The sequence below is a fragment of the Streptomyces erythrochromogenes genome (assembly GCF_036170895.1).
Taxonomy (GTDB): Bacteria; Actinomycetota; Actinomycetes; order Streptomycetales; family Streptomycetaceae; genus Streptomyces; species Streptomyces erythrochromogenes.
The window spans coordinates 7595817-7620258 of record NZ_CP108036.1 but is presented as its reverse complement, the minus strand read 5'-3'; the positions used below and the strand labels follow the sequence as shown (position 1 = coordinate 7620258).

The window sequence follows — 24442 nt, the reverse complement described above, 5'->3', positions numbered from 1 at the left end:
TCACCGCGTGCGCAGCGCGGTGGCCAGCTGGGCCCGTGACCGTACGTCGAGCTTCTGGTAGATGCGGGTCAGCCGGGCCTCGACGGTCTTGACGCTCAGGAACAGCTTCGCCGCTGCCTCCTGGTTGCTGGCGCCCTGGCTGACCAGCAGCGCGAGGCGGGTCTCGGCCTCGGTGAGGGCCGCGGCCGCGGTGACCGGGGAGCCGGCTCCGTCACCCGGGGCCGGTTCCCGGGCGAGCTCCGTCCAGGGTGCGGCTCCGGCCAGCTCGAACACCCCGGCCGCGGCCCGGAGCGCCGCGCGGGCCGGTGCCCGCCGCCGGCGGCGGCGCTCCACCCGGGCGAGGGCGAGCAGCGTACGGCCCCGTTCCAGCGGCAGCCCGAGGGCTTCGAAGCGCTGCCCCGTGTCCTCCAGGAGCCGGACGGCCGCGTCCGCGTCGCCCTGCGCGGACAGGCACAGGGCGCGGGCCCGGTCGAGGGCGGCGACGACGCCGGTACGGCCGAGCTCGTGGGCGACCGCGCGGACGGGGTCGATCAGTTCGGCGGCGTCGCCGGGGGCGTCGGCGGCGATCAGGGCCTCGGCGAGTTCGCCGTGCCAGCGCAGGATCGACGGGTCCACCACCTGCTGGGCGGCCTCCAGTTCGGCGACGCGGCGCAGGGTGGCGACCGCCTTCGCCGCCTCGCCGGTGGCCAGTTCGATCAGTCCGAGCGCGTGCAGGCTGCGGGAGAGGAAGACCTGGTCCTGTTCCTCCTGGGAGGCCTGGATGCCGCGGCGCGCGAAGCTCTCGGCGCGCGCGAAGCTGCCGCCCATGGTCTCGGCCATCGCCGCCACGTACCAGGCGGGGCCGGGCGAGAGGCCTGCCTCGATGGTCAGCTCCAGGGCCCGGCGGGCGTGGGCGGAGGCGGCCTCACACCGGCCGCTGCGCAGCTCCACCTCGGTGAGGCTGCGCAGCACCTCGAAGACGTCCTCGGCCGAACCGGTGCGCTGGACGGCCGGCAGCAGCACCATCAGCTGGCGGCGGGCGTCGGCGAGGCGGTCGTCGAAGAGGGCGTGCCGCACCGCGAGGTACTGCGGGGCGTTGCGCATGCCGAGCGGCACCTCGGGCGCGGGCAGGGCGAGTGCCTCGGAGAGGATCTCCTCGGCTCCCGCGTCCCCGAGGATGCGGCCCATGCGGGCCCGTACGGTCAGGGCCATGGCCTCGGCCGTCTGGTCGCCGCCGAGCGCCGCGAGGGTGCCGGCCTCGGCCGCGGCGTCGCGGGAGCGGACGGGGTCGCCGTCGCTGAGGTTGTGCTTCCAGGCGATCCGCAGCTGGACGGCGGCCTGCAGGGCGGGGTCCCCGGCGGCCTCGTCCATGGCGTACGCGAAGGTCTCGTCGAGCGCGCCGAGGGCCTGGCCCGCGGCGTCGATCACGGCGAGCCGGGCGCGTACCCGGTCGGCGGGCGAGGCGTCGCGGGCCAGCACGGCCCGGGTGGCGCGCCGCGCGAGGTCGGCGCGGCCCGCCCAGCCGGCGTCTTCGGCGGCGGTGACGAGGCGGGACAGTTCCTCGCCGGCCAGCCGGGACGGCGTACGTTCGGCGGCGAGCAGGCCCAGTTCGGCGGCGAGGGCCCGCTGGCCGCGGCTGCGGCAGACCGCGGCCGCCTCGGTGATCTCGGCGGCGAGCCACTGGTCGGGGGTGTCGACGGCCAGTGCCCGGTGGCGTACGGCCTGGACGGGGTCGTCGACGGCGGCGGCCAGTGCCGCGTGCCCGGCGGCGCGTTCGGGCCAGCCGGCGTCGGCGGCGAGCGCGGTGGGCAGGGCGCCGGCGGTGAACTCGACGGTGCCGTCCTCCCCGACCCTGACCAGCGCGGCCCGTTCCGCCTCGGCCAGCTCGGCCTCGGCGTCGGGGCGGCCGGCCCGGCGCAGCAGGGAGATGGTGGGGCGGGAGGCGAGGGCGGCGAGCAGCAGGGTGCGGCGGGCCTGGGCGGGGGCTCCGGCGAGGAGGCGGCGGGCGACCTCGCGCGCCTGTCCGGAGACGGGCAGGGGGTCGGCGTGGTGGGCGCTGCAGTCGCGGGCCTCGGCGGCTTCGGCGAGGGAGTGGCCGAGGGCGAGGGCGAGGCGCGGGTTGCCGCCGCTGGCCTGGTGGATGCGGCCGGCGAGGCGGGCGGGCAGGCCGTGGCGCAGGAGGAGCTCGGCGACCTCGTCGGCGCCGAGCGGGGGCACCCGTACGGCGGGGACGCCCGGGCCCCAGAGGGGTTCGCCGACCGGGGCTCCGCCCTGGACGCGTTCGGCGGCGAGGACCCGCACGCGGGGCGGGGTGAGGCGCAGGGCGAAGCGGAGCAGGTCGGTGCTCTCGGCGTCGAGCCACTGGGCGTTGTCGATGACGAGGAGGACGGGCTGGCGGCCGGCGAGGGTGCGGAGCACCTCGACGACGGCCAGGCGCAGCGCGACGTGGTCGCGGCCGGCGCGGGGGGCGTCGGCCTCGCGGCGCAGGAGGGCGATCGCGGTGCGCTGGGGGCCGGCGAGTTCTTCCAGGGCGGCCGCGGGAACGGAGGCGAGGAGGGCCGCGGCGGAGGCCTCGGGTATCCATTGGTCCGCCGCCTCGGGAGCCAGGCGGAGAACGCTCTCACGGCGCGCTTCGGCCGCGGCCGAGACGGCGCGGACGACCTCGGTCTTGCCCGCGCCGGCGGGTCCGGTCAGGAGCGCCCGGCCGTGCGTGGTCAGCGCGCGGTCGACCGCCTTGATCAGTTCTCCGTGTCCGACACTTGTGTCAGCGTGCCCCGTCGCCGCCACCACGCACAGCCACCAGCCTTCCAGTCCCCAGCTTCTGTGCCCTTCCTGTGAGAGGCGAGAATACGAGGTCGGGCGGCTGGTGGACCCGCATTGTGACGCAGAATTCAGTCACGTGGCACGCAAAACCCGGCGGACCTGCCGATACCCGTAGTATCGGCAGGCCCGGGGATTCAATTGGTCCGTACTATCGCTCCGTCAGGCGGAGTTGGTACCGGACCCCGAGTCGGCGGGAGCCGTCTCAGAAGGTGAGATTCCAGGAGTCGATCTTGCCGGTGTCGCCGCCGGCGTTGTCGTTGACCCGGAGCTTCCAGGTGCCGTTCGCGACCTCGGAGGAGGCGTTGACGGTGTAGACCTGGTTGATGTTGTCGGTGCCGCTGCCCGTGCGGTTGTGGAGCGTGTAGACGCTGCCGTCCGGGGCGATCAGGTCGACCTTGAGGTCACCGATGTAGGTGTGGACGATGTTCACACCGACCTTGAGGGCGGCCGGGGCGTTGCCGGTCTTCCCGGTGACGGTGATCGGGCTCTCGACCGTGGTGTTGTCACCGATGGTGACGTCCGTGGTGTTCTCGAAGGCCGGGGCCGGCGGGGTCGAGGTCACGGCGGCGACGGTCGCGGCGGCGTCGGCGAGGCCCGCGCCGCAGCCACCGGTGCAGGTGCCGGCGAGCGGACGGGCGTTGTTCTTGATCGCCGTCTCGATCTGGGCCGGGGTCAGCGCGGAGTTCGCCGACTTCAGGAGCGCGGCGAGACCGGCGACGTGCGGGGCGGCCATGCTGGTGCCCTGGTAGGGCTTGTAGATCTCGGCGCCCGGGGTGGTGGTGCCCGCGTTCAGGGTCGAGAGGATCGCGTTCTCGGGGGTGGTGACGGTGCCGGGCGTGTCGGTGGCGCGGCGGGTCTCACCGCCCGGGGCGGCGATGTCGATGATCGAGCCGTAGTTGGAGTAGTAGGAGCGGTCCCCGGCGCGGTTGCTGGCGGCCACGTTGATCACGTTGTTGCAGCTGGCGGGCGAGTAGCCGGCCGCGTCGGCGTTGCTGTTGCCGGCGGCGACGACGACGGTCGTGCCGCGGGCGACGGCCGCGTTGATCGCGTTCTGGTAGCTGGTGCCGCAGGCACCGGGGCCGCCGAGGCTCATGTTGATGACCTTGGCCGGGGTGGCGTTGGCCGGCACGCCGGCGACGGATCCGCCGGAGGCCCAGGTGATGGCGTCGACGATGTCCGAGGTGGAACCGCCGCACTTGCCGAGGACGCGGACGTGCTGGACCTTCGCGCCGTAGGCGATGCCCGCGACGCCCTTGGAGTTGTTCGTGGCCGCAGCGATGGTGCCCGCGACGTGGGTGCCGTGCCAGGACGAGTTGCTGGCCTTGGAGCCGACGCCGCACTCGCCGTCGGTGGCGTTCCAGTCGCCCTCGTCGGCGGGGTTGCTGTCGCGGCCACCGCCGTCACGGGCGTAGGAGGCGGTGCTGATGAAGTCGTAGCCGGCGACGGTGTTCGACGCGAGGTCCGAGTGGGCGACGTAGCCGGTGTCGATCACGGCGACGGTGACGCCGGAGCCGGTGGTCTTGTCCCAGGCGGCCGGGACGTTCATGCCCGCGGTGGACTCGAAGAGGTCCCACTGCTTGGCGTACTCGGTGTCGTTCGGGGTCACGGCCGTGGCGTAGGCACGGGTGTCGGGCTCGACGTAGGCGACGTCCGGGTCGGCACGGAACTGGGCCATCACGTCGGCGGCCTCGGCCGGCGCGACGGTCCCGCCGAGGTTGACCAGCGCGGCACCGGTGCCCAGGCGGCGGTCGAACTTCGCCTTCTTGCCGGCCTTCTTGCCCTTGGCGGTGGCGTCGTCGGCGGCGGCGCTGTTGGAGCTGGCCTCGGAGGCGGACGACTTGTAGCCGACGATCAGGTTCTCGACCGGCGCGGTGGGGGCGAGCGCTGCCGCGGGGGCCGCGGCGGGCGTCTCGGAGGCCACGGCCACGGAGGCGGTGGCGGTGCCGGCGAGCAGGGTGACGGACATGGCCACCACGGATATGAGCCTGCGTCTCGTTGCGTGCACGTGATCCCTTTCGAGGGCCGGTTCCGGGCAGGCCGGAGCGGCCGGTTCGGTGCAGTGTGGGAGGTTCCGGCGGCCGCGGGGCCGGGAGCGAGGTGGTCGGTCTCGCCCCGGCTGCCGCCGCACGCCACGTTGTCCCGGCCGCAACGGCGAGGCAGGGGCAACGGCGGTCCCGGCGCGCTTCCCCCGGTGGGAGGCCTACACGCCATGTGGGGTTGGAGTGTGTACCACCCGGCCTGGGGAAGATCGCCGGTGGGCAGACAGTAGGCAACGCGGGGATGAACTGGATACGGGGAAAACCCTTGTCCGCCCCCTGCGACTCCCCCCGCGGGTCCCTCAGCAGGGTGTGTGATCAGGCCTTTTTCCGGTGCGCTCCGGCCACCGGCGGGCGAGGGCCGGCCCGGTGGGCGGGGGTGGTGTTCAGGACTCCTCCCGGTGGGGCGGGAAGCGCTTGCGGAAGTACGTCCAGCTCGTCTCGTTCGGTTCGCTCCATTTCTCCGGTGCATGGGCGAACTCGGGATGACGGTCGGCGATGTAGGCGCGGGTGCGTTCGGGGACCTGCGCGTAGGCGTCGAGCTTGCGGCCGCGGCAGTGGAAGGTGAGGCCGCCGGGGCGCGCGCCCTGTTCCATCCACGGAAGCCACGGGGACATGCGGGTCCAGGACATCGTGGCCGGGACACTCGCCTCGTCGGCCGTCAGGGCGGTAGCGGGTGCGAAGAACTGGAAGAGTTCCAGCGCCCGGTAGGTGTCGTCGGCGGAGTGGTCCGGGTACTCCTCGACCGGCAGCGGCGAGGGGTAGGCGAGCGGGATCTCCAGGCTGAAGCAGATCTGGTCGCCCAGCTCGGTCACGGGGATCGGGAAGGGGCGCCACTTCTGGTTGGCCGGGTCGTTCCAGACGTGGACCACGGGCCTGTCCTGCCAGGTCTCCATGATCTCGCGGGTCACCGGGTCCAGGTAGAACGCGGCCTCCCTGGACAGCAGCTGGTAGCCGCCGCTCTCCTCGTCCGCCACGAGGCGCGCGACGTTGAGCCCTTCGAAGCCGAAGATCCGCCGGTAGGGCTCGCCCGGTGCCCAGGAGTGGACGTCGCCGGTCCACCAGTAGGTGACCTCGCCGCCGTCGAGTCGGGCGCGGGTGCGGGCGAATGCGTGCAGGAGCTCGGCAGGTGTCGCGGCTGGCGTCATGCGCCCACTGTGTCCGGTCGCCGTGCGGCCGGACAAGCGGCTCCACGGACAACCCCCGGCCGCCTCGGGGACGGTTGGCCCGGACGCTCCTCCACGGCGGTCGCCGCCGCCCGGCGGGCCGGTGGCGCGATCCCTTGGAATCGGGCACTTGGGAGCCGCCCGGAAAGGGGGCGTACGCGGCCTCGGCGGGCCCGCGGCCGCGATTCGGCCGCGGTCGGCACCCCTGCGGCCGACCGGTGCCGGGCAGCCCCGCCCCCGCCCGACCAAGCCCTCGACAAACCCACCCTGACCTGCCGTTTTCCCGCTATTCGCCTAGCCTGGCGAGGTCTGTCGGACACCATCGGAGGGGGACCTCATGAGTGCGGAATCGACCGGGTACGACGCGGCACGGATCACGGTGCTGGAGGGACGGGAAGCCGTCCGGAAACGGGCCGGAATGTACGTCGGCTCGACCGGCCTCCGCGGCCTGCACCACATGCTCCTCGACGAGGTGGGCCGGGCGGTGAACGCGAGCCTGTCCGGCCGCGGCGGCCGGGTCGAGGTCACCCTCACGCCCGACGCAGGCGTGCGGGTGACGGACGACGGGCCCGGCATGCCCTTCGAGGACTGCGCGGACACCGGCCGTCCCGGTCTGGAAACGCAGTTGACCCAACTGTTCGCAGGAGCACAGGAACGCCACGGCCGCCGTACCGTGTTCATGGGTCCCTGGGCCGCCGCGCCCAGCGTCACCAACGCCCTGTCGAGCCGGCTGACGGCCGAGGTGCGGCGCGAGGGGGTGCGCCGGGTCCAGGAGTTCGCGCGGGGCGTCGCGCTCTGCCCGCCCACCGACGCGGGGCCGGCGGCCGAAAGCGGTACCACGCTCACGTTCCGGCCCGACGCCGCGATCTTCGAGACCGTCGAGTGCTCGTTCGCCGCGCTCGCGGCCCGCCTGACGGAGCTGGCCTTCCTCAACCCCGGCCTGGACCTCGTACTGACCGACGAGCGCTCCCCGGACGGTCCCCAGCGGGCGCGGCTGCGGTTCCTCGGCGGGGTGGGGGAGTTCGTCGCCCTCCTCGACGCCCAGGCGGGCGAACACCTCGGCGCGGACGTCATCGCCTTCGAACGGGAGGATCCGCGGATGGCGGGGAACATGGAGGTGGCCCTGTCCTGGTCCGGCACCCATGAGGAACGGGTCCGGGGATTCGTCAACAGCATGGCCACCCTCAACGGCGGCACCCATGAGACGGGGCTGCGGGAGGGCGTTGCGGCCGCAGTCGACGCGTACGCGCGGGCGCAGGGGCTGCTGACGGCCGCCGACCCCGAGGTCCGCGCGGACCGCGTCGGAGCGGACCTCACGGCGGTCGTGTCGGTCAAGCTGGACCATCCCGAACTCATCGACTGCACCCGCCGGAGTCTGGGCAACGTGGCCGTGCGCGCCTGTGTCGCCGAAGCCGTCCGGGAGCACCTCGGCACGTGGCTGGAGGAGCACCCGCGGGAGGCCGGGAAGGTCGTCGCCCGGATCCTGCGGGCCCCCGTCCGGGACTGACGGGGCGAACCGCCACACGTCACGGGACGGCCCCCGTCGGAACGCACGAACGCGGTGCGGCGACCGTCATACGGATGCCAGGTTGACGACGGGGTCGCCACCGGTAACCGTGACCGCCATGGGGAAAGAACGCCGACTGCTCACTCTCGTCATCTGCCTGGTCCTGGGGGGTGGGCTGACCGCCGCGGTGCTGGGCGCCACGCGCGCGGCCGGTCCGCACGCGGGCGTGGCGGCCGGCGCCCCGGCACCGTCCGACTATGTGGACATACGTGACGTTCCACCGGCCCCGGCCGTCCCTCCAGCCACGCCCGCCGATCGGAGCGACGGCTCGCCGGGGTCGGTGGCGGTGGACTGCGGCCGCAACGAGCAGAGGCACTACAACGAGGACAACCTGGTGGTCTCGCCCGGCCTGCGGGCCGGCGCCCACCACACGCACTCCTACGTGGGCAACCTGTCCACGGACGCCATGTCGACCGACGACTCGCTTGCTGCCGCCGCCACGAGCTGCGCGGGCGGCGACCGGTCGACGTACTACTGGCCCGTCCTGCGCCGCCTGGACCGGCCGGGCACACACCCCCACGAGACGTCCGCGGGGCACGGGAACGCCGGCGCGATCGTGCCCGAGACCTCGGTGCGGGTCGAGTTCCGGGGCAATCCGGTCAGCAAGGTCGTGGCGATGCCGCCCTTCCTGCGCGCGATGACGGGCGACGCGGTCGCCCGCACGGCGGGCAGCGACGCCCATGTCCGGGCCCGCTGGGGGTGTTCCGGCTCCCCGGACCGCTCCACCACCCTCTACCCGCGCTGTCCCGAGGGCGACCGCGTCACCCGCACCCTGATCTTCCCGAGCTGCTGGAACGGCCTCGACACCGCGAGCGCCGGGCACCGCTCGCACCTGCTGTTCCCCGGGGGCAACGGAGTCTGCCCCACCGACACCTTCCCCGTGCCCGAACTGCGCCTCTCCCTCGCCTACGAGGTCCCCGAGGGGGTGCCCGTGGCGATCGACTCCTTTCCCGAGCAACGGCACAGCCCCAGGACGGACCACGCGATGTTCGTGAACGCGATGACCGATCCGCAGATGGCCGCTGTCGTCGACTGCCTCAACGAGGGCCGCTCCTGCCGGACTTGAACATCCGAACCTTCGAGTGACGCAGGTCACATGAACCGTATCGGCCCCGCCGGCGTGTTCCGACCGCACCACGCAAGCGAGGAAGACGGAGAGGGTGAGATGGCCGGACCACTGTGGCCCCGAACTCGGCGGGGCTCGACCGATGAGGCACTGATCAAGTCGGTGTACGAGGAGCACGGTCACGCCCTGCTCGCGTACGCCACCCGGCTGACCGGGGACCGGGCCTCCGCCGAGGACGTCGTGCAGGAGACCCTCATACGTGCCTGGCGGCACTCCGAGGTCCTGGTCAACGGAAAGGGCTCGGTGCGCGGCTGGCTGCTCACCGTGGCCCGCAACATCATCACCGACCGGTACCGGGCCAGGGCGGCCCGGCCGCCGGAGGTCTCCGGTTCGGCCGCCGCTCCCCCGGTGGAGGCGGACCACGCCGACTCCGTGGTGGACAGCATGACCGTGCTGGGAGCCCTCGACCGGTTGTCCCCGGAACACCGGGACGTGTTGAAGGAGTTGTACTACCGCCAGCTGAGCGTGGCGGAGGCCGCCGACACCCTCGGCATCCCGGCGGGTACGGTCAAGTCGCGTTCGCACTACGCGCTCAAGGCCCTGCGCGACGTCTTCAGGGACGACGGCTTCCGGGAGAACGGCACAAGAGACGGAAAAAGATCGGGCAGGCCGCCCCAGCAGCCGGCCGGACTGCGTGAGGTGGTGGCATGAACCGGCAGCGGCACGAGGAGGAACTGCTCGGCCCGTACGTGCTCGGCGTCCTGGACGACGAGGAGGCCCGCCGGGTCGAGGGACACATGAGCGGATGCGTGCAGTGCCGGGAGGAGGTGGCCGCGTTGCGCGAGATGGAGGCGGCACTGGGCGAGGTGCCCGAGGAGGCGTTCCTCGACGGACCGCCGCAGGGCGGTGACCTGCTGCTCCAGCGCACCCTGCGGCAGATGCGGGGCGAGCGGGCCGGTGCGGCACGCCGTCGCGCGGCGTTCACGGGACTGGCGGTGGCGGCTTCGCTGGCCGCCGTGTTCTGGGCCGGTACGCAGTTGGGTGGAAGCGATCAGGGCGCGATCGCGCTGCCCGTGCCCCCGTCGCCGACCGCTTCGGCGGACCCCTCTCCCCCGCCCAAGGGGACCACGCTGCACTCCGCGACCGACGCGGGCACGGGTGCGCGGATGACCGTACAGATGACGCCGGCCACCAAGTGGGTGCGGTTGCGGGCGGCGGTCACGGGAGTGCCGCCGGGCGAGCGCTGCCGGCTGATCGTGGTGTCCAAGGACGGCAAGCGCACCACCGCGGGCAGCTGGGTCGTGGGAAGCCAGGAGAACGGCGAGGCCAAGGGCGCCGGGCTGGACGGTTCGGCGGCCGTCGACCGGGCGGACGTCAAGGCCGTCCTGGTCGAGAACGAGGCCGGCAGGACCTTCGTGTCCGTCCCCGTGTGACGCGTGACCGCGTGACCGTGGGGCGAACGTGACGGAGCCCGGGAGCATATCCAGCTCCCGGGCTCCTGTTTGCCACCCAATTGCGCACACCGGCACGTTTAAGAGTCGCGGATCATTCTGAGATCGACGTGTTCTACCTTTGAACTACCGCGCCATGGAAGAGGCGCAGGAGGGACTTGAACCCCCGTCCGTCGATGGTCGTCCACGCTCGGTCGATCCGGTGTTCGGCGGCGAATACTGAGACTGGAGCGAGAATCTGAGATTAACGGGGCCGCCTCTACCGGCTTGGGCCACCCCGGCACGAAATGCCGGGGGAGGGATTCGAACCCCCAACTGACACCCCTGTTCAGCTTCAACATCAGTTTCAGCTTGCGCTCTCGCGCACCTCCCGCAGACATACGGGAGGGGTTTCGTGGGCTACCTGAACAGGTAGCCGAACACCGCGTCCCCGACCCTCTGGTCGGTGACCTCGGCGCTGTTGGCCTCCTCGCGGGCGTACTTGACGGCCTGCTGGAGCTTCTCGACGCGGTCGAGCAGCTCGTTGACCCGCCGTGCGGGCAGCGCGCCGGAGAACTTCACGGTCGTCCAGTACCCGACCGGCACGTCCTCGTAGTACACCTCGACCTGGGCCGGGTGCTTCTCGGTGGCCTCGGCCTTGACGTGGTTGCGCGGCACCTTCTTGGTGCGGATCGTGCGCACCGGGTCCGTCTTCCAAGAGTCGGTGGACGGGTCCAGGTTCCAGGATTCGGAGGCGTCCAGCACCGGCAGCTTCCGCACGAAGGTGTGCAGGTCCGTGAGCTGCTTCTCCAGGAAGAGCAGGTACGGGACGGGCACCTGGGCAAGCAGGACGTTGCCGTCGACGACCACGTCCGCGGCCGCGCTGCGGTTCGCCCAGTCCTTGGTGGCCGTCACGTCGAAGAGCCGCGTGAGCGTCCCGGCCGTCGCGCGCAGCACGTCCTCCGCCTTGACCTGCACCCGGGTGGACTCGGGCGGCAGCTGCTCGCCCTCCTCGTCCTTGGGCTGGTACGTACGCGAGATGCCGGCCAGCAGGGCGGGCTTCTGCACGTCGTGGTGAGCCTGGGTGAGCTCCTGGAAGGACTTGGACTTGACGCCCTTTTCGACTGCGATGATCTGATTCAGCTTCGGCACGTGATCAACCTAGCAGCCGCTTGTCCGATCATTCACCCGGATTTCCGGCACCTGCGCCCGGCCCGGGAGGCGGCGTGCTCGGGCTCGCCCGAGCGGGAGGCCCACAGGTGGACCGATCGTCACATTGCGGTCCATGACATCCTGTGACGTCACAACTCGCCGGGCGGATTCGGCGGACGTCCGGGAATTTGGGGAAGGTCGATGAGGCTCTGCTTCCTGGTGGAGGAGCACTACCGTCACGACGGTATGCCGAACGAGGTGATCGGACAGCTGACCGCGTGGGGGCACCGCGTGGACGTCGTGCGGCCGGGCGGCTCGCTGCTGCGCATGACAGAGGCGGTGGACGCGGGCGCCCACGACGCCTGGGTCCTCAAGACGGTATCGGGCGGCCCGGGACTGACCCTCCTCGAAGCCGCCGCCGCGGCCGGGCTGACCACCGTCAACGACGCCCGGTCCATCCGCGGCGTACGCGACAAGGCGCTCGCCGCCGCCATCGGGCGCGGCCGCGGACTCCCGCTGCCGCCCACGTACGCCGTCGCCCGCCCCGAGTTGCTCGGGGAGATACCGGCGGCCGAGTACCCGCTCGTGGTCAAACCCGCCGACGGCAGCTCCGGTCGGGCCGTGCACCTGGTGCCCTCGCCCGAGCGGCTGGAGGCGCTGCTGCCCGCGCTCGCGGGCGAGGGCATGCTCATCGCCCAGCCGTACGTGCCCAACTCGGGTACGGACATCAAGGTGTACGCGGTCGGCGGGGAGCTGTTCGCGACCGAGCGCTGTTCCCCGCTGCACCCCGACCCCTCGGTGCGCGAGCGCCGGGTGCCGCTGTCGGCGGAAGTGGCGGCGATCGCCGCCCAGGTGGGGTCGGTCTACGGACTCGACCTGTACGGGGTGGACGTGCTGCTGGGCCCCGACGGGCCGGTGGTCGTCGACGTCAACGACTTCCCGAGCTTCCGGCAGGTGCCGGACGCGGCGGCGCGGGTGGCCCGCGCGGTACTGCACCTGGCGCGGGCCGGCGGCCCGGCGCCGGCGGCGCCCGCGACGCTGCCGTACACGCTGCCCCTGTCGATACCGGCCCAGGCCGCGGCGCAGGTCCCCGCCGCCGCGCAGGTCCCCGCCGCGGCGGGTGACGCCGGATGAGGATCGGCCTGATCACCCCGGAACCCGGGCATCCGCTGCTGGCGGACACCACCGCGCTGCTCGCTTCGGAGCACGAGGTGGAGGCGCTCGATCCGGTCGCTCTCGGGGACGACCTGCCTCTGCCCCTGGCCGATGTGTACCTGCTGAAGTCGCGGACGCCGCACGCGCTGGAACTCGCTCGGGACCTTGAGCGCCGGGGAGCGCCGGTGGTCAACACCGCGGCGGCCACGGCGCTGTGCCAGGACCGCACGGAGATGGCCGGGCTAGCCCTGCGGGCCGGTCTGCCGTTCGCCGCGACCCGTACCGTCGGCATCCTGGGGGCATGGGCGCGGGAGGCGCGGCCGTCCGCTCCCGTGGTGGTCAAGAGCCGGCTCAGCCGGCGCGGCGACCTCGTCGCCCGCGCCGACGGCACCGCGCGGCTGCGGGAGTTGGCGCGGGACTGGCCGCAGGAGCCGGTCGTGGTGCAGGAGTACGCGCCCAACAACGGCTGGGACCACAAACTGTGGGCCATCGGCGACCAGGTCTTCTCGGCCCTGCGCCGGTCCGAGCTCTCCCCCGGCGGACGCGGCCCCACCCACCCGCTCGCCCCGGACGAACTGCCCGCAGGCTGGGCCGATCTGGTGCGCCGGGTCGGAGCGGTGTTCGCGCTGGACGTCTACGGCGTGGACATCATCGACACCGGCGGCGGGACGCCCCTGATCGTGGACGTCAACGCCTTCCCCGGCATCCGCGGCCAGTCCGGCGCCCCGGAGGCCCTCGCGGCGCTGGCCCTGCGCCGGGCGTTGGCCGGCCGCACCTGACGCGGCTCTCCGGCAGGTCCGGACGGGGGAATGCGGGCGCCGCGGCGCCCGCGGCCCGGTGTCGTGACACGGACGGGCGGCGGACCCGGTGAGGATCGGGGCATGGGCGTCGTCCTGCCGGTCCTCTTCGCGCTGTTCGCGGCCTTCAGCAACGCGCTGGCCACCGTGCTCCAGCGCCGGGCCGCGCTCACCGTGCCGCAGAGCAAGGGCTTCCGCTTCGGTCTGGTCCTGGACCTGCTGCGCCGGCCCGTGTGGGTCGCGGGCATCCTGGCCGTGATCGCGGCCGGTGCCGGTCAGGCCGCGGCGCTGGCCACGGGCGCGCTGGCCCTCGTACAGCCGCTGTTCGTGCTGGAGCTGCCGCTCGCCCTGCTGATCGCCTCGCTGCTGACCCGGCAGCGGCTGCCGGGGGCGCTGTGGCTGGCCGTGGCGGGGGTGGTGGCGGGTCTCGGGGTCGCGCTGGTGGCCGCCTCGCCGGCGGGCAACCGCACCGACGTGCCGACCGAGCGGTGGGTGGTGGCGCTGCCGGCCTGCGCGGTGATCGTCGCACTCCTCGCCTTCGCCGGCCTGCGACGGCCGCCCGGCCGTTCGCGGGCCGGCTGTCTGGGCGCGGCCACCGCCGTCTGCTACGCGCTCACGGCCGCCCTGATGAAGTCCTCCATGCACGTCCTCGACGAGCACGGCATCGGCGCGTTCTTCACCTCCTGGGAGACGTACGCCTTCGGCGCGAGCGGCATCTGCGCCCTGCTGCTGCTCGAACACGCCATGCAGGGCGGCCCGCTGGTGGCGTCGCAGCCCGCCCTGACCCTCGGGGACGCGAGCCTCAGCATCGCGCTGGGGGTGGTCCTGTACGAGGAACACCTGCGCTCGGGCTGGTGGCTGCTCCCCCAGCTGCTGGGCGTGGCCCTGGTCTGCGCGGGGGTGTTCGCCCTGTCCCGGGCCGGGGAGGGCGCGCCGTGACGGCCTAAGGACGCGGGTGCCCCTGCGAGGAGGGCCAGACGTGGTTCTGCGGGCCCGGCGCCGCCGGGTGGGAAGCCCAGCCGGGGTCGGTGTCGTAGCCCCCGTACGGCACGCCGGGGTCGGCCCAGGTCTCGGCGGCCGGCGGGGCCTCGCTCCCGTACGGCCGCTCGGCGGGGGGCGCGGAGGCGGTGACGGGCACCTCGAGACTGCCGTACCGCTCCATCCGCTGCCAGCGCAGGCGGGAGCCGGCGACTGCGGTGAAGACCGACTGGATCACCACCAGGTACATGAGCTGGCGGTAGACGAACTGCTGGAGCGGCAGGCTCCACAGCGGTCCGGGGCGCTCGCCGTCCAGACGGAAGGCGTACAGGCCCATCAGTACTTGGAGCAGCAGGAAGGCCGTCCACAGGCCGAGGATGCGCAACGGGTCGAGGAAGACCAGCCCGTAGACGGCGAAGACGTCCACGATGGGCGCGAGCAGCGGCAGCAGGACCTGGAACATCAGGAGGTAGACCAGGCCCCGTCTGCCGAGCTTGCCGGCCTGTCCGCGCTGGGCGAGGGCCCCGCGGTGCTTCCACATGGCCTGGAGGGTGCCGTAGCACCACCGGTAGCGCTGCTTCCACAGGGCGCCGAGCGAGGCCGGGGCTTCCGTCCATGCCTTGGCCCGCTCCTCGTAGACCACGCGCCAGCCGTCCCGGCACAGGGCCATGGTCAGATCGGTGTCCTCCGCCAGGGTGGTGTCGCTGACGCCGCCGACCCTGAGCAGGGCCTCGCGTCGGAACGCCCCGACGGCACCGGGGACGGTGGGCATGCACTCGGCGAGGTCGAACAGACGGCGGTCGAGGTTGAACCCGACGACGTACTCGATGTGCTGCCAGCGGCCGAGCAGACCACCCCGGTTGACCACCTTGGCGTTGCCGGAGACCGCGCCCACCCGGCGGTGGGCGAAGGGCTGGACGATCATGCGGACCGCGTCGGGTTCGAAGACGGTGTCGCCGTCCACCATGACGAGCAGGTTGCAGGAGGCCGCGGCTATCCCCGTGTTGAGGGCGGCCGGCTTGCCCGCGTTCTGCTGCCGGATGACCCGTACGCCGGGCAGCCGGAGCGCCTCCACGATGTCGGCCGTGCCGTCGGTGGAGCCGTCGTCGACCACGATGACCTCGACGGGGTGGTCGGACGCGAGCAGGGAACGGACAGCCGCCTCGATCCCGGCGCTCTCGTTGTAGGCGGGCACGATCACGCTCACCGGCTCGGTCACCGGAGCGCCCCACGGCCTCCGCCGCATCCGCACGTGCCGCCGGGCGGCGACGAACACGGCGACCGCGCGGAGCAGGCTGATCCCGCCGGCCGCCCACAGCAGCCACGACAGCACGTCGAGGATCCAGCCGCTGGTGCGCATCGCGGTGATCAGTGCCAGTCCCTGCCACCGGTCGGCGGTGCCGGCGCTCTGCACGGTGGCGGGAAGAGCGACCGAGTCTCCTACTGTGGCGAACTTCCAGCCGGAGGCCTTCAGGCGCGGTACGAGCTGTTCCAGCGCGGCGACCGTCTGCGTGCGGTCCCCGCCCGCGTCGTGCATCAGCACGATCTGCCCGGCGGAATCCGCAGGGGTGGCGCCGGCGACGATCGCTTCGACACCGGGGCGCCGCCAGTCCTGGCTGTCCAGGGTCGTCAGGACGGTCAGGTATCCCTCTTGCCCGGCCTGGACGACCGCCTTCCAGTCTGCGTCTCCGAGCGCCTTGTTGGTGGAGGAGTAGGGCGGGCGCAGCAGCGGCGTGGTGACCCCGGTGGCACCGGCGATGACGAGCTGGGTCTCGCGCAGCTCCAGGGAACGGCGCCAGGCGGACGCAGTGCCGAGGTCGGTGTGCGTGAAGCTGTGCAGGCCGATCTGGTGGCCCTCGGCGACGATCCGGCGGGCCAGGTCCGGGTTCTCGGCGACGCGGGTACCGACGGTGAAGAAGGTCGCGCGCACGTCGTTGCGGCGCAGCACGTCGAGGATCTTCGGGGTCCAGAGGGGGTCGGGGCCGTCGTCGAAGGTCAGGGCGATGGTGCGGGGCGCCGGGGTGGCAGTGCGGCCGGCCGCCCCCTCGATCACCGGGCCACCGGAGCCGATCGCGGCCGGCACGGACGTTCCGGGTGCCTGCCCCCGGGGAGCCCCGTCGGGACGGTCGTCGAACAGGTGCTGGGTGTAGCCCTCGAGGAGCAGCGCCGCCGAGAGCGTGAGCACGAGGGTCGTGAGCAGCAGCCAGTGTGTGCGCAGGGGGACGTTGCGTACGGGGGTGTGCCGGCCTTGCGATCGGCGACGACGGTTCTTCGACACGGGGGTGGGGCTTCCTGACTGCTGCGTCGGACAATGCGACACGTGCGGTGTGGGCGGTACCGGGCTGCGGGCTCAGGGCCGGCCGGTGGGCTTGCCGCCGCCCTGGCCGGGCGGCGTGCTGAAGCGGCCTCGGCCCTGGGGGGACGGCTGAGCCGGGTTCGCCGGTCCGTTGGTGGCCTTCGTCGGGCCGGGTGCCGTGACGAGTGCGGTACTGCCCGCCCCGGGTGTGGCGGCGGCCGGTGCGGGTGCGCTGGGCAGCGAGGCGGCCGGAGTGGCCCGGGGGCGTCCGCTCACCGTGCCGCGGGGGGACGGGCCCGCTGTTCCGGCCTTGGCCGACTCCCCGGGCCCCGGGGTGTGCGGGGCCTGGGCGGAGGGGAGGAACGGCGATCGGAAGGTGGGGCCGCCCAACAGCGTGCTCAGGAGCAGGGTGACGTAGGCGGCGGCCGGTATCACCAGCAGGTAGCCCCATCGGCGCACGCGACGCTGCCTGCGCCCCGAGGTGTCCACGAAAACGGGGGCTGCGGCGAGGGGAGGGTCCGGCGGTCCCTGCGCCGTATGGGCCGCGCCCACATCACCGAGGAAGAGCTCCATCGTGTCTTCGTCCGGGGCGCCGGGGGCTGGGTGCATGCGTCGTGGCCTCTGGGGGTCGGGCGACGGGTGTCGGAAGTCGTGGCGGGAACGCGGTCACCGTGGGGCGACCCATGCCCCTCAGCGCTGGAGTCGCCCCTGGTGTCACTCCGGGGTGCCCGAACCGGGCCGTTTCCACACGATGTGGTGCGACGGGGGGCGCGCGGCCGGATGCGGCGCGCCCCGCTGGGCTACGATCACCCGACTCGGAGGACGGACGGACCCGTGAGCGGGAACGGCGGGTGGTGGATGTGGGTCCCAGGGGCAGGGTCACGGGTGTCGTGATCGTGGCGCTCGTCGGCGCCCTGGCGCTGGGCGGCTGCTCGGGCGAGCCGGCCGGGGCGAAGCCGGTGGTGCCGGCTCCCGCCTCCGCGTCGTCGACGGCCCCGTCGGCTCCCTCCCCCTCGGAGCCGGCGAGCGCGCAGCCGTCCACGCCGGCTGCGGAGCCGAGGCCTTCGGCCACGGGCGGGCCGGAGCCGGAGCGGACCCCGGCGGGTGCTTCGGACGTCCCGCAGAACCCGAACCGGGGACCCAACCCGCCGCCGGCGCCCGACCGGCCCCCGCTGCCGACGTGGAAGCCGGCGCCGTTCGACCCGAAGGACCCGTCGGTCCCGAACTACACGGTGCCGCCGCCCATGCGGTGACGCGCGGGCCCGGTCCCTGTACGCGACCGGGCCGACGCGGCCCTACGGCCGCCCGGGCAGCGGGGTCCTCGCGTACGCTCCGGAGAGCAGGTGGCCCGCCCCCGGGGCGACGGCGTCCAGATCCAGGGCCCGGAGCATCTGGTGGGCGGTGCAGACCGCCGCGGACACGACGGGCTTGCCCAGGAGCTGTTCGGCCTCCTCGATGGCTCCCAGGGACGGCATCTGCACGCACGCCGAGAGCACGACCGCGTCCGCGTCGGAGTACTCCAGCGCCCGTGCGAGGCCCGGCAGGCGGGCGGGGTCGTGGGCGGCGACGTCGAGGTTGTCCGCGATCTCCAGGGCCTCGTAGTCCAGTACCTCGATGCCCTCGTGCGTGAGGTAGTCCACGACGGTCCGCGTGAGCGGCCGCATGTAGGGCGCCAGCAGCGCGATCTTGCGGGCGCCGATGGTGTGCAGCCCGTGGACGAGCGCCCCGGCACTGGTGACGACGGGGGCGGGGGCACCGTTCTCGGCGGTCCGGGTGTGCAGCCGCTGCTCGGAGACCCGGTGGTAGCCGAGGCCCATGCTCATGATGGCGACCAGGCAGGCGTAGCCGAGTACGTCGACCCGGGCGTCGGAGAGCTCGACGGCGCAGCGGTCGGAGTCGGCGTCCATGGCCTTGAGCTGCTCGGGGGTGACGTGGGTCATGCGCATGCGGCTGGAGTGGAAGGTGAAGCGCTCGTCGGGTGCGACGGCCTGCCGCGCCCGGAGGACGGCGGGGACCTCGGTCTCCATCGTGACGTTGGAGCTCGGCACGATCTGGCCGATGCGGTAGGTGCGGGGTGACACGGGGGCGGCTCCTCTTGGCCTGGCGGGTCAGCGGGCGTCGACGACGGGGTTGGTGAGGGTTCCGATGCCTTCGACCGTTGCCTCGACGGTGTCACCGGGGCGCAGGAACTGCGGCGGAACCATGCCGGCGCCCACCCCGGACGGCGAGCCGGTGGCGATGACGTCGCCGGGTTCCAGGGTCATGCCGGAGCTGATGTCGGCGATGAGCCGGGCGATGGGGAAGAGCATGTGCCGGGTGTTCGACTTCTGCTTGGTGACTTTGTTGACGCGCAGCGAGAGGTCGAGGGCCATGGGGTCGCGGATCTCGTCGCGGGTCACGACCACCGGGCCGAAGGGGGCGTAGGAGTCCTGGCCCTTGGAGAAGAACCACTGGCCGGAGCGGCGCTGGTCGCGGGCGCTGATGTCGTTGAGGATGCTGAAGCCGAAGATGTGCTCGTACGCCTCCTCCTCGCTCACCCGGAAGGCGGTGCGGCCGATGACGACGGCCAGTTCGCATTCCCAGTCCAGCTGGGTGGTCAGGTCCGCGTTGTGCAGGATCGGCGCTCCGGGGCCGGTGACGGCGGTGGCGGGCTTGCCGAAGAGGACGGGGCGCGGCGGCAGGTCCTTGTCGGTGTCGAGGCTGCGGCTGGACTCCTCGACGTGCTCGATGTAGTTGAGGCCGACGCCGATGATCTTCCCGGGGCGCAGCGGGGCGCGCAGGGTCACGTCCTCCAGGCGGTGCACGGCCTCGGCGGGCCGGCCGGCCGGGTCGGCGGCGAGCAGTTCCCGGGCGGTCTCCCGGGCGGCCGGGCCTGCCTGGACGAAGGAGAGCAGGTCGTGCGGGAGCGGTACGCCGGCGTGGCGGGCCAGGACCGCGAGGTCGAGGACGGTGCCGTCGGTCTCGGCGCCGAGGCGTCCGGCCGCTCGGCCGGCTGTGGCGGCGGAGTCAGCGGCGTCGGACGTGTCGGCTGCGGCGGTGAAGGTCAGCAAGCGCATGCTGGGGGCTCCTTGCGGTTCAGGCGGCGGTGACGGGCTGGTGCCCGCCGTTGTCGGCGTACGCCTCTTCCCGGTGGAAGCCGAGCGAGCGCATGACGGGGAAGTCGTTGAAGGAGAAGAGGCAGGCGTCCTCTGCCGGGTCGAGGTTGTGGTGCTCGTGCCAGGCCCAGGAGGGGACGCAGAAGATGTCGCCCTGCTTCCACTCGAAGCGCCGTCCGGCGATGACGGAGACGCCGCGGCCCTTGGCCGCCGTGTAGATCACCGAGCCGGTGTGGCGGTGGGCGAGGGTGGCCTGGCCGGGGCGCAGGAGCTGCATGTGGGCGCCCATGGTGGGCATGACCGGGCCGCCCGTCACCGGGTTGGTGTACTCGGCGATGACCCCGTCGTACGGGGAGCCCTCGGTCGCCTTCGCCAGGTTCCGCAGGGCTTCGTAGGTGGGCTCCCAGGGGTAGGCGAGCAGCGGCGAGTAGGGCCGGGTCCACTTCTGCGCGCCGTAGGGCAGCAGGTTCGCCCCGTAGGTGAGGACCGAGGAGTTGATGACCTTCCCGGGCGTCTGGTACAGCTCGGGGTGGACCTCGTAGAAGCCGGCATCGAGGGCGTTGACCAGCGGGATGTCCAGGCCGTCCTGCCAGATGACGGGGGCGTCGTCGGCGTCGTTGCCGTGCTCGTGCCAGGTGCCGTTCGGGGTGATGGCGAAGTCGCGGGGGCCGACCTTCAGCTTCTGGCCGTCGACGATCGTCCAGGCGCCGGTGCCCTCGTGGACGAAGCGCAGGGCCGCGGCCTGGTGGCGGTGGGCGGTCATGGCCTCGCCGGGGCCCATGATCTGGAGTCCGGTGTAGAGGAGTCCGGCGGCGGCGCTGACGTCCCTGCGGCCCGGGTTGACGAGCATGACGACGCGGCGGCCGGCGTCGTCGGCCCGGACGAGGCCGAGGGCCTTGTGGACGAGGGGGCGCAGGTCGTCGTAGCGCCACAGGACGGGTACGGACCGGGGGTGCGGGTACCAGGGCTCGATGTCGTTGGCGACGGTCCACAGGGCGCCCGCGTCCAGGGCGCCGAGCTCGTCGTAGTAGGCGGTGAGTTCGGGGGTGTCGGACACGCGGGCGCGGCCGAGCGCGGTGTCGTCCTGCTCGATGGTCATGCGTCCTCCTCGGGGCTGGCGGTGCCGGCGGCGGGGGCCGCGGGCGCGGTGAAGGTCACGGGCGGGCGGGGGCGGTTGTCGACTTCGAGGCGGAAGATGTCGAAGCGGTTGTAGTGGCCGGTGATGTCGTGCATCTGCCGGGGCTGGATGCAGCGGGCGAGGTCGATCTCGGCGTAGACGATGCCCTCGTCGTCGACGAGGGGTTCGGTCACCGGGCGGCCGTCGGGGCCGAAGATGCCGGACAGGGCGCTGCGGGGGCGGGTGAACTGCTTCCGCAGTTCCTCGTCGTCCCCGGCGAGGGCGTCCACGATCTCCGGGGAGACGGTGGAGCAGGCGACGACGGAGAAGACCTTGCCCTCGAAGCTGTGGGCGGCGGTGCGGACGGCGATGGCGTCGGCCATGTCGTAGTCGGCGGGTGCGACGGGCAGGGCGATGTAGCAGGAGGCGTGGACGAGTTCGCCCTGGGCCAGGAGCGTGAAGCGGGCCAGGGTGTTGGTGTTCTCGCCGCAGGCCAGGGCGCCGAGCGGGCCGATCGGGGTGGGGTGGACGACCAGGGAGCTGCCGTCGCCGCCGGTCCAGGTGAGCTTCTCGGCCCAGGTGGGGACCAGTTTGCGGTGGACGCCGAGGAGTTCGCCGTCGGGGCCGATGGTGAGCAGGGTGTTGTAGAGGACGCCGAGGCTGTGCGGGGCGCGTTCGTTGACCCCGATGACGAGGACGACGCCGTGCAGGCGGGCCGCCGCGCGCAGGGCGTCGACGTGCGGGCCGGGGATGTCGACGGAGGCGCGCTGGAGCCGCTCGAACCAGGGGGATCCCTGGACGGGGTTCATCGTCCAGTTCCAGTAGGGGTAGCCGGGGACGAACACCTCGGGGAAGACGACGAGTCGGGCGCCGTTCGCCGCGGCCTCCGCGATCAGGGCGACGGCCTTGTCGACGGTGGCGGCGGGGTCGAGGTAGACGGGTGCGGCCTGGACGGCCGCGGCCGTGAACCGGGGTAGGTCGTCCCCGGGCCCGGCGGGGGGTGTGGGCTTGGGCATGGGCGTCTCCGCTAGGAGCGGGCGGGTGCGGCGGCCGCGCGGGGCAGCCAGCGGCGGTGGACGGACGCGGCGGGCTGCCGCAGGAGTTGGAGCCGGGGCGGGATCCGGTCGGTCCGGGCGGAGGGGGGCCGTCCGCTGCCTGCCCGCCAGGCGCGCGCCCACGGCGCGGCCGGGCCCTGGTAGCCCTGGGCGGCGGCCGCGTGCAGGGTCCACAGCGGGTCGTGGAGCTGGGCGCGGCCGACGCCGCACAGGTCGGCCCGCCCGGCCAGGACGATCGAGTTGACGTCGTCGTAGGTGGAGATCGCCCCGACGGCGATGGTGGGGATGCCGGTGGCGTTGCGGATGAGGTCGGCGTAGGGGGTCTGGTAGCTGCGGCCGTACCGGGGCTGTTCGTGGGCGACGACCTCGCCGGTGGAGACGTCGACGGCGTCGGCGCCCGCCCCGGCGAGGGCTCGGGCGATCGCGACGGCGTCGGCCTCGCTGGTGCCGCCTTCGGCCCAGTCCGCGGCGGAGATCCGTACGAGCAGCGCCTTGCCGGCCGGCCACACCTCCCGTACGGCGCGCAGCACTTCGAGCGGGAAGCGCAGTCTGCCGTCGAGGTCGCCGCCGTACTCGTCGGTCCGCCGGTTGGTGAGCGGGGACAGGAAGCCGGAGAGCAGGTGGCCGTGCCCGTACTGGAGTTCCAGCGCGTCGAAGCCGGCCCGGTCGGCGCGGCGGGCCGCGCTCGTGAAGTCCCGTACGACGGCGTCCATGTCGGCGCGGTCGGCCTCGCGCGGTACGGGGCTCCGCTGGTCCCAGGCCAGGGCCGAGGCGGCGACGGGCCGCGGGCCTGCGCCGGCGGCGCGGCGGCCGGCGTGCGTGAGCTGGATGCCCAGGCAGGTGTCGGACTGGCCGTGGACGAAGCCGGCGATGCGCCGCCAGGCCGCTTCCTGGTCGTCGCTCCACAGGCCGGGGCAGCCGGGGGTGGCCCGGCCGTCGGTGCTGACGGCCGTCATCCCGGCGAGGACGAGGCCGGCCCCGCCGAGGGCCTGGGTGCTGAGGTGGACGAGGTCGAAGTCGCCGGGGATCCCGTCGCGCGCGGTGTGCAGGGCGGTGGGCGGTACGACGACCCGGTTGCGCAGGAGCAGTCCGCCGAGCGGGAAGGGCCGGAACATGGGCGGCACGGCCGAGGAGCGGTTGACCGCGGCGGTGAAGCCCTCGTCCCGCACGCGCAGGTTGTCGTAGGTGACGCGGCGGCTGCGGGTCAGGAGGTTGAAGGCGAACTGGTGCGGGTCCTGGCCCGTGTAGCGGTCGATGCGCTCGAACCATTCGAGGCTGGCCTGGGCCGCCCGCTGGGTGGACTCCACGACCGGTCGGCGCTCCTCCTCGTACGCCGCGAGCGCGGCCGGCACGTCCGGGTGTTCGTGCAGGCTGGCGGCGAGGACGAGGGCGTCCTCCATGGCGAGCTTGGTGCCGGAGCCGATGGAGAAGTGCGCGGTGTGCGCGGCGTCCCCGAGGAGGACGACGTTGCCGTGCCGCCAGGTGCGGTTGCGGACGGTGGTGAAGCGCAGCCACTTGGAGTTGTTGGGCAGCAGGCGGTGGCCGTCGAGGTGGCTCGCGAGGAGCTCCTCGCAGCGCCGGATGCTGTCCTCGTCGCTGGTGCCCGGCGGATGGTCGCGGGCGGCGTGCTCCTCGAAGCCGGCGCGCCGCCAGGCCCCCTCCTCCAGCTCCACGATGAAGGTGGAGCGGGTCGCGTCGTAGGGATACGCGTGCACCTGGAGGGTGCCGAAGTCGTGCTCGTCGACGATGAACGTGAAGGCCTCGAAGACCTTGTCCGTGCCGAGCCACATGTAGCGGCCGGCGCGTTCGTCGAGTTCGGTCCCGAAGACGTCGGCGTGTGCGGTGCGCGTGGCCGACCGTACGCCGTCGCAGGCCACCACCAGGTCGTGGGTGGCGGCGAGTTCGGCGGCGGGCGGGGCCTGGGTCCGGTAGCGGACGTCGACCTGCAGGGCGGCGCAGCGCTCCTGGAGGATGCTCAGCAGGCGCCGGCGGCCGAGGGCGGCGAAGCCGTGGCCGCCGGAGGTGAGGGTGGTGCCGCGGTAGCGGACGTCGATGTCGGCCCAGCGCGCGAACTCGGCCGACATGGCCTGGTGGACCTCCCGGTCGGCGTGGGCGATCCCGTCGAGCGTCTCGTCGGAGAAGACGACGCCGAAGCCGAAGGTGTCGTCGGGGGCGTTCCGCTCCCAGACGGTGATCTCCCAGTGCGGGGAGAGCTGCTTGGCGAGGGCCGCGAAGTACAGTCCGCCGGGCCCTCCTCCTATGACTGCGACGCGCACGGCATGCCTCCTGGTGCTTCTGCGGTGGTGAGTAGTTCCGGTTGCTGGGGGCCGGCCGCGCCCAGCAGGTCCCGTACGTCGTCGGGCCAGGGGGTCGACCCGGTCGCGTGCGCCGCCGAGTGCGCGACGACCATGCGGCCGGTGGCGGCCTCGCCGCCCTGCTCGCCGCGGACGGTGAAGGCGTAGTGCAGGGAGGCGGAGCCGACCCTGGTGACCCTCAGCTCGGTACGGACGGTGTCGCCGAACCACAGGCGGGCCCGGTAGTCGGCCTCGAAGTGGACGCGGGGCGTGCTCCCGAACAGGTGGGACAGGCCCAGCCGGTGGAGCAGGACCGCCTCGGCCGCCTCGACCCAGCGCACGACGGTGGAGTGGTGGTAGTGGCCGGCGGCGTCGGTGTCGGTCCACTCGACGCGGCGTTCGACGACGACGCCGGCCGGCGCCGCCGACGGGTGCG

General features: G+C 73.3%; 19 protein-coding genes and 1 pseudogene. 8 read left to right on the top strand and 12 right to left on the bottom strand.

All coding sequences use genetic code 11. The annotated features are described in order from the left end of the window. The 3 genes from OHA91_RS34870 to OHA91_RS34860 all read right to left on the bottom strand — a co-directional run bounded on the left by OHA91_RS34870 (position 1) and on the right by OHA91_RS34860 (position 5986). A complete protein-coding gene (locus OHA91_RS34870) occupies positions 1–2769 on the bottom strand; it encodes an AAA family ATPase (RefSeq protein ID WP_328740680.1) in 2769 nt (922 codons plus the stop codon). A 235-nt stretch (positions 2770–3004) separates the two neighbouring features. Next, on the bottom strand, positions 3005–4768 hold the full coding sequence (locus OHA91_RS34865; RefSeq protein ID WP_031157435.1) for a S8 family peptidase: 1764 nt from the start codon (positions 4766–4768) through the stop codon (positions 3005–3007). A 456-nt stretch (positions 4769–5224) separates the two neighbouring features. Further along, positions 5225–5986 (bottom strand): DUF1838 family protein, encoded by a 762-nt coding sequence (locus tag OHA91_RS34860; RefSeq protein WP_266505512.1) that lies wholly within the window; start codon positions 5984–5986, stop codon positions 5225–5227. A gap of 355 nt (positions 5987–6341) precedes the next feature. Here OHA91_RS34860 and OHA91_RS34855 point away from each other — a divergent pair, with 355 nt between their 5' ends. The 4 genes from OHA91_RS34855 (at position 6342) to OHA91_RS34840 (ending at position 10070) form a co-directional block, all read left to right on the top strand. Next, positions 6342–7511: a DNA topoisomerase subunit B gene (locus OHA91_RS34855; RefSeq protein WP_031157430.1), complete on the top strand. Its 1170-nt coding sequence runs from the start codon at positions 6342–6344 to the stop codon at positions 7509–7511. 118 nt (positions 7512–7629) lie between these two features. Beyond that, entirely contained in the window at positions 7630–8637 is a 1008-nt protein-coding gene (locus OHA91_RS34850) for a DUF1996 domain-containing protein (RefSeq protein WP_266505517.1), read from the top strand. 99 nt (positions 8638–8736) lie between these two features. Next, on the top strand, positions 8737–9348 hold the full coding sequence (locus tag OHA91_RS34845; RefSeq protein WP_266505519.1) for a sigma-70 family RNA polymerase sigma factor: 612 nt from the start codon (positions 8737–8739) through the stop codon (positions 9346–9348). Beyond that, positions 9345–10070 carry a zf-HC2 domain-containing protein gene (locus OHA91_RS34840; RefSeq protein ID WP_031157424.1) on the top strand — a complete coding sequence of 242 codons (726 nt, stop codon included), beginning with the start codon at positions 9345–9347 and terminating at the stop codon, positions 10068–10070. The genes OHA91_RS34845 and OHA91_RS34840 overlap by 4 nt, the downstream gene beginning before the upstream one ends. A 417-nt stretch (positions 10071–10487) precedes the next feature. Here the strand turns inward: OHA91_RS34840 and OHA91_RS34835 are convergent, their stop codons facing one another. Continuing rightward, a complete protein-coding gene (locus OHA91_RS34835; RefSeq protein ID WP_031157422.1) occupies positions 10488–11219 on the bottom strand; it encodes a DUF7873 family protein in 732 nt (243 codons plus the stop codon). Between the two features lie 201 nt (positions 11220–11420). On the opposite strand from OHA91_RS34835, the gene OHA91_RS34830 reads away from it, so the two are divergent. The 3 genes from OHA91_RS34830 to OHA91_RS34820 all read left to right on the top strand — a co-directional run bounded on the left by OHA91_RS34830 (position 11421) and on the right by OHA91_RS34820 (position 14110). Further along, positions 11421–12353: an ATP-grasp domain-containing protein gene (locus OHA91_RS34830; RefSeq protein ID WP_328740679.1), complete on the top strand. Its 933-nt coding sequence runs from the start codon at positions 11421–11423 to the stop codon at positions 12351–12353. Beyond that, positions 12350–13153, top strand: a complete 804-nt coding sequence (locus OHA91_RS34825; RefSeq protein WP_031157417.1) for an ATP-grasp domain-containing protein — start codon at positions 12350–12352, stop codon at positions 13151–13153. The genes OHA91_RS34830 and OHA91_RS34825 overlap by 4 nt, the downstream gene beginning before the upstream one ends. Before the next feature lie 102 nt (positions 13154–13255). Beyond that, entirely contained in the window at positions 13256–14110 is an 855-nt protein-coding gene (locus OHA91_RS34820) for a DMT family transporter (protein WP_031157415.1), read from the top strand. A gap of 4 nt (positions 14111–14114) precedes the next feature. Here OHA91_RS34820 and OHA91_RS34815 read toward each other — a convergent pair whose 3' ends face one another. Continuing rightward, positions 14115–16427: a bifunctional polysaccharide deacetylase/glycosyltransferase family 2 protein gene (locus OHA91_RS34815; RefSeq protein WP_245240274.1), complete on the bottom strand. Its 2313-nt coding sequence runs from the start codon at positions 16425–16427 to the stop codon at positions 14115–14117. Between the two features lie 72 nt (positions 16428–16499). Next, complete coding sequence (locus OHA91_RS34810) at positions 16500–17054, bottom strand: hypothetical protein (protein ID WP_266505528.1); 555 nt, start codon at positions 17052–17054, stop codon at positions 16500–16502. Between the two features lie 242 nt (positions 17055–17296). On the opposite strand from OHA91_RS34810, the gene OHA91_RS34805 reads away from it, so the two are divergent. Continuing rightward, the gene (locus tag OHA91_RS34805; RefSeq protein WP_328740677.1) at positions 17297–17698 is read left to right on the top strand and encodes a hypothetical protein; all 402 of its coding nucleotides are present in this window, start codon (positions 17297–17299) and stop codon (positions 17696–17698) included. 42 nt (positions 17699–17740) lie between these two features. Here the strand turns inward: OHA91_RS34805 and OHA91_RS34800 are convergent, their stop codons facing one another. From OHA91_RS34800 to OHA91_RS34775, 6 genes and pseudogenes are all read right to left on the bottom strand, one after another. Further along, positions 17741–18472 (bottom strand): maleate cis-trans isomerase family protein, encoded by a 732-nt coding sequence (locus tag OHA91_RS34800; protein ID WP_051893864.1) that lies wholly within the window; start codon positions 18470–18472, stop codon positions 17741–17743. An 81-nt stretch (positions 18473–18553) separates the two neighbouring features. Next, positions 18554–19501 carry a fumarylacetoacetate hydrolase family protein gene (locus OHA91_RS34795; RefSeq protein WP_266505534.1) on the bottom strand — a complete coding sequence of 316 codons (948 nt, stop codon included), beginning with the start codon at positions 19499–19501 and terminating at the stop codon, positions 18554–18556. A gap of 19 nt (positions 19502–19520) precedes the next feature. Next, on the bottom strand, positions 19521–20639 hold the full coding sequence (locus OHA91_RS34790; protein ID WP_031157402.1) for a cupin domain-containing protein: 1119 nt from the start codon (positions 20637–20639) through the stop codon (positions 19521–19523). Continuing rightward, on the bottom strand, positions 20636–21673 hold the full coding sequence (locus tag OHA91_RS34785) for a carbon-nitrogen hydrolase family protein (RefSeq protein WP_031157400.1): 1038 nt from the start codon (positions 21671–21673) through the stop codon (positions 20636–20638). The genes OHA91_RS34790 and OHA91_RS34785 overlap by 4 nt, the downstream gene beginning before the upstream one ends. 11 nt (positions 21674–21684) lie before the next feature. Next, a complete protein-coding gene (locus tag OHA91_RS34780; protein ID WP_031157398.1) occupies positions 21685–23988 on the bottom strand; it encodes an oxidoreductase in 2304 nt (767 codons plus the stop codon). Further along, positions 23970–24338, bottom strand: a pseudogene (locus tag OHA91_RS34775) (acyl-CoA thioesterase); the annotation flags it as partial. The pseudogene OHA91_RS34775 and the gene OHA91_RS34780, both read right to left, overlap by 19 nt. Positions 24339–24442 lie beyond the last annotated feature (104 nt).

Excerpts from the sequence above, each read along its gene's own strand:
- OHA91_RS34810 (WP_266505528.1), bottom strand. The coding sequence starts at position 17,054 with ATGCACCCAGCCCCCGGCGCCCCGGACGAAGACACGATGGAGCTCTTC.
- OHA91_RS34830 (WP_328740679.1), top strand. The coding sequence starts at position 11,421 with ATGAGGCTCTGCTTCCTGGTGGAGGAGCACTACCGTCACGACGGTATG.
- OHA91_RS34840 (WP_031157424.1), top strand. The coding sequence starts at position 9,345 with ATGAACCGGCAGCGGCACGAGGAGGAACTGCTCGGCCCGTACGTGCTC.
- OHA91_RS34820 (WP_031157415.1), top strand. The coding sequence starts at position 13,256 with ATGGGCGTCGTCCTGCCGGTCCTCTTCGCGCTGTTCGCGGCCTTCAGC.
- OHA91_RS34865 (WP_031157435.1), bottom strand. The coding sequence starts at position 4,768 with ATGTCCGTCACCCTGCTCGCCGGCACCGCCACCGCCTCCGTGGCCGTG.
- OHA91_RS34860 (WP_266505512.1), bottom strand. The coding sequence starts at position 5,986 with ATGACGCCAGCCGCGACACCTGCCGAGCTCCTGCACGCATTCGCCCGC.
- OHA91_RS34795 (WP_266505534.1), bottom strand. The coding sequence starts at position 19,501 with ATGCGCTTGCTGACCTTCACCGCCGCAGCCGACACGTCCGACGCCGCT.
- OHA91_RS34790 (WP_031157402.1), bottom strand. The coding sequence starts at position 20,639 with ATGACCATCGAGCAGGACGACACCGCGCTCGGCCGCGCCCGCGTGTCC.
- OHA91_RS34845 (WP_266505519.1), top strand. The coding sequence starts at position 8,737 with ATGGCCGGACCACTGTGGCCCCGAACTCGGCGGGGCTCGACCGATGAG.
- OHA91_RS34800 (WP_051893864.1), bottom strand. The coding sequence starts at position 18,472 with ATGGAGACCGAGGTCCCCGCCGTCCTCCGGGCGCGGCAGGCCGTCGCA.
- OHA91_RS34850 (WP_266505517.1), top strand. The coding sequence starts at position 7,630 with ATGGGGAAAGAACGCCGACTGCTCACTCTCGTCATCTGCCTGGTCCTG.
- OHA91_RS34825 (WP_031157417.1), top strand. The coding sequence starts at position 12,350 with ATGAGGATCGGCCTGATCACCCCGGAACCCGGGCATCCGCTGCTGGCG.
- OHA91_RS34785 (WP_031157400.1), bottom strand. The coding sequence starts at position 21,673 with ATGCCCAAGCCCACACCCCCCGCCGGGCCCGGGGACGACCTACCCCGG.
- OHA91_RS34855 (WP_031157430.1), top strand. The coding sequence starts at position 6,342 with ATGAGTGCGGAATCGACCGGGTACGACGCGGCACGGATCACGGTGCTG.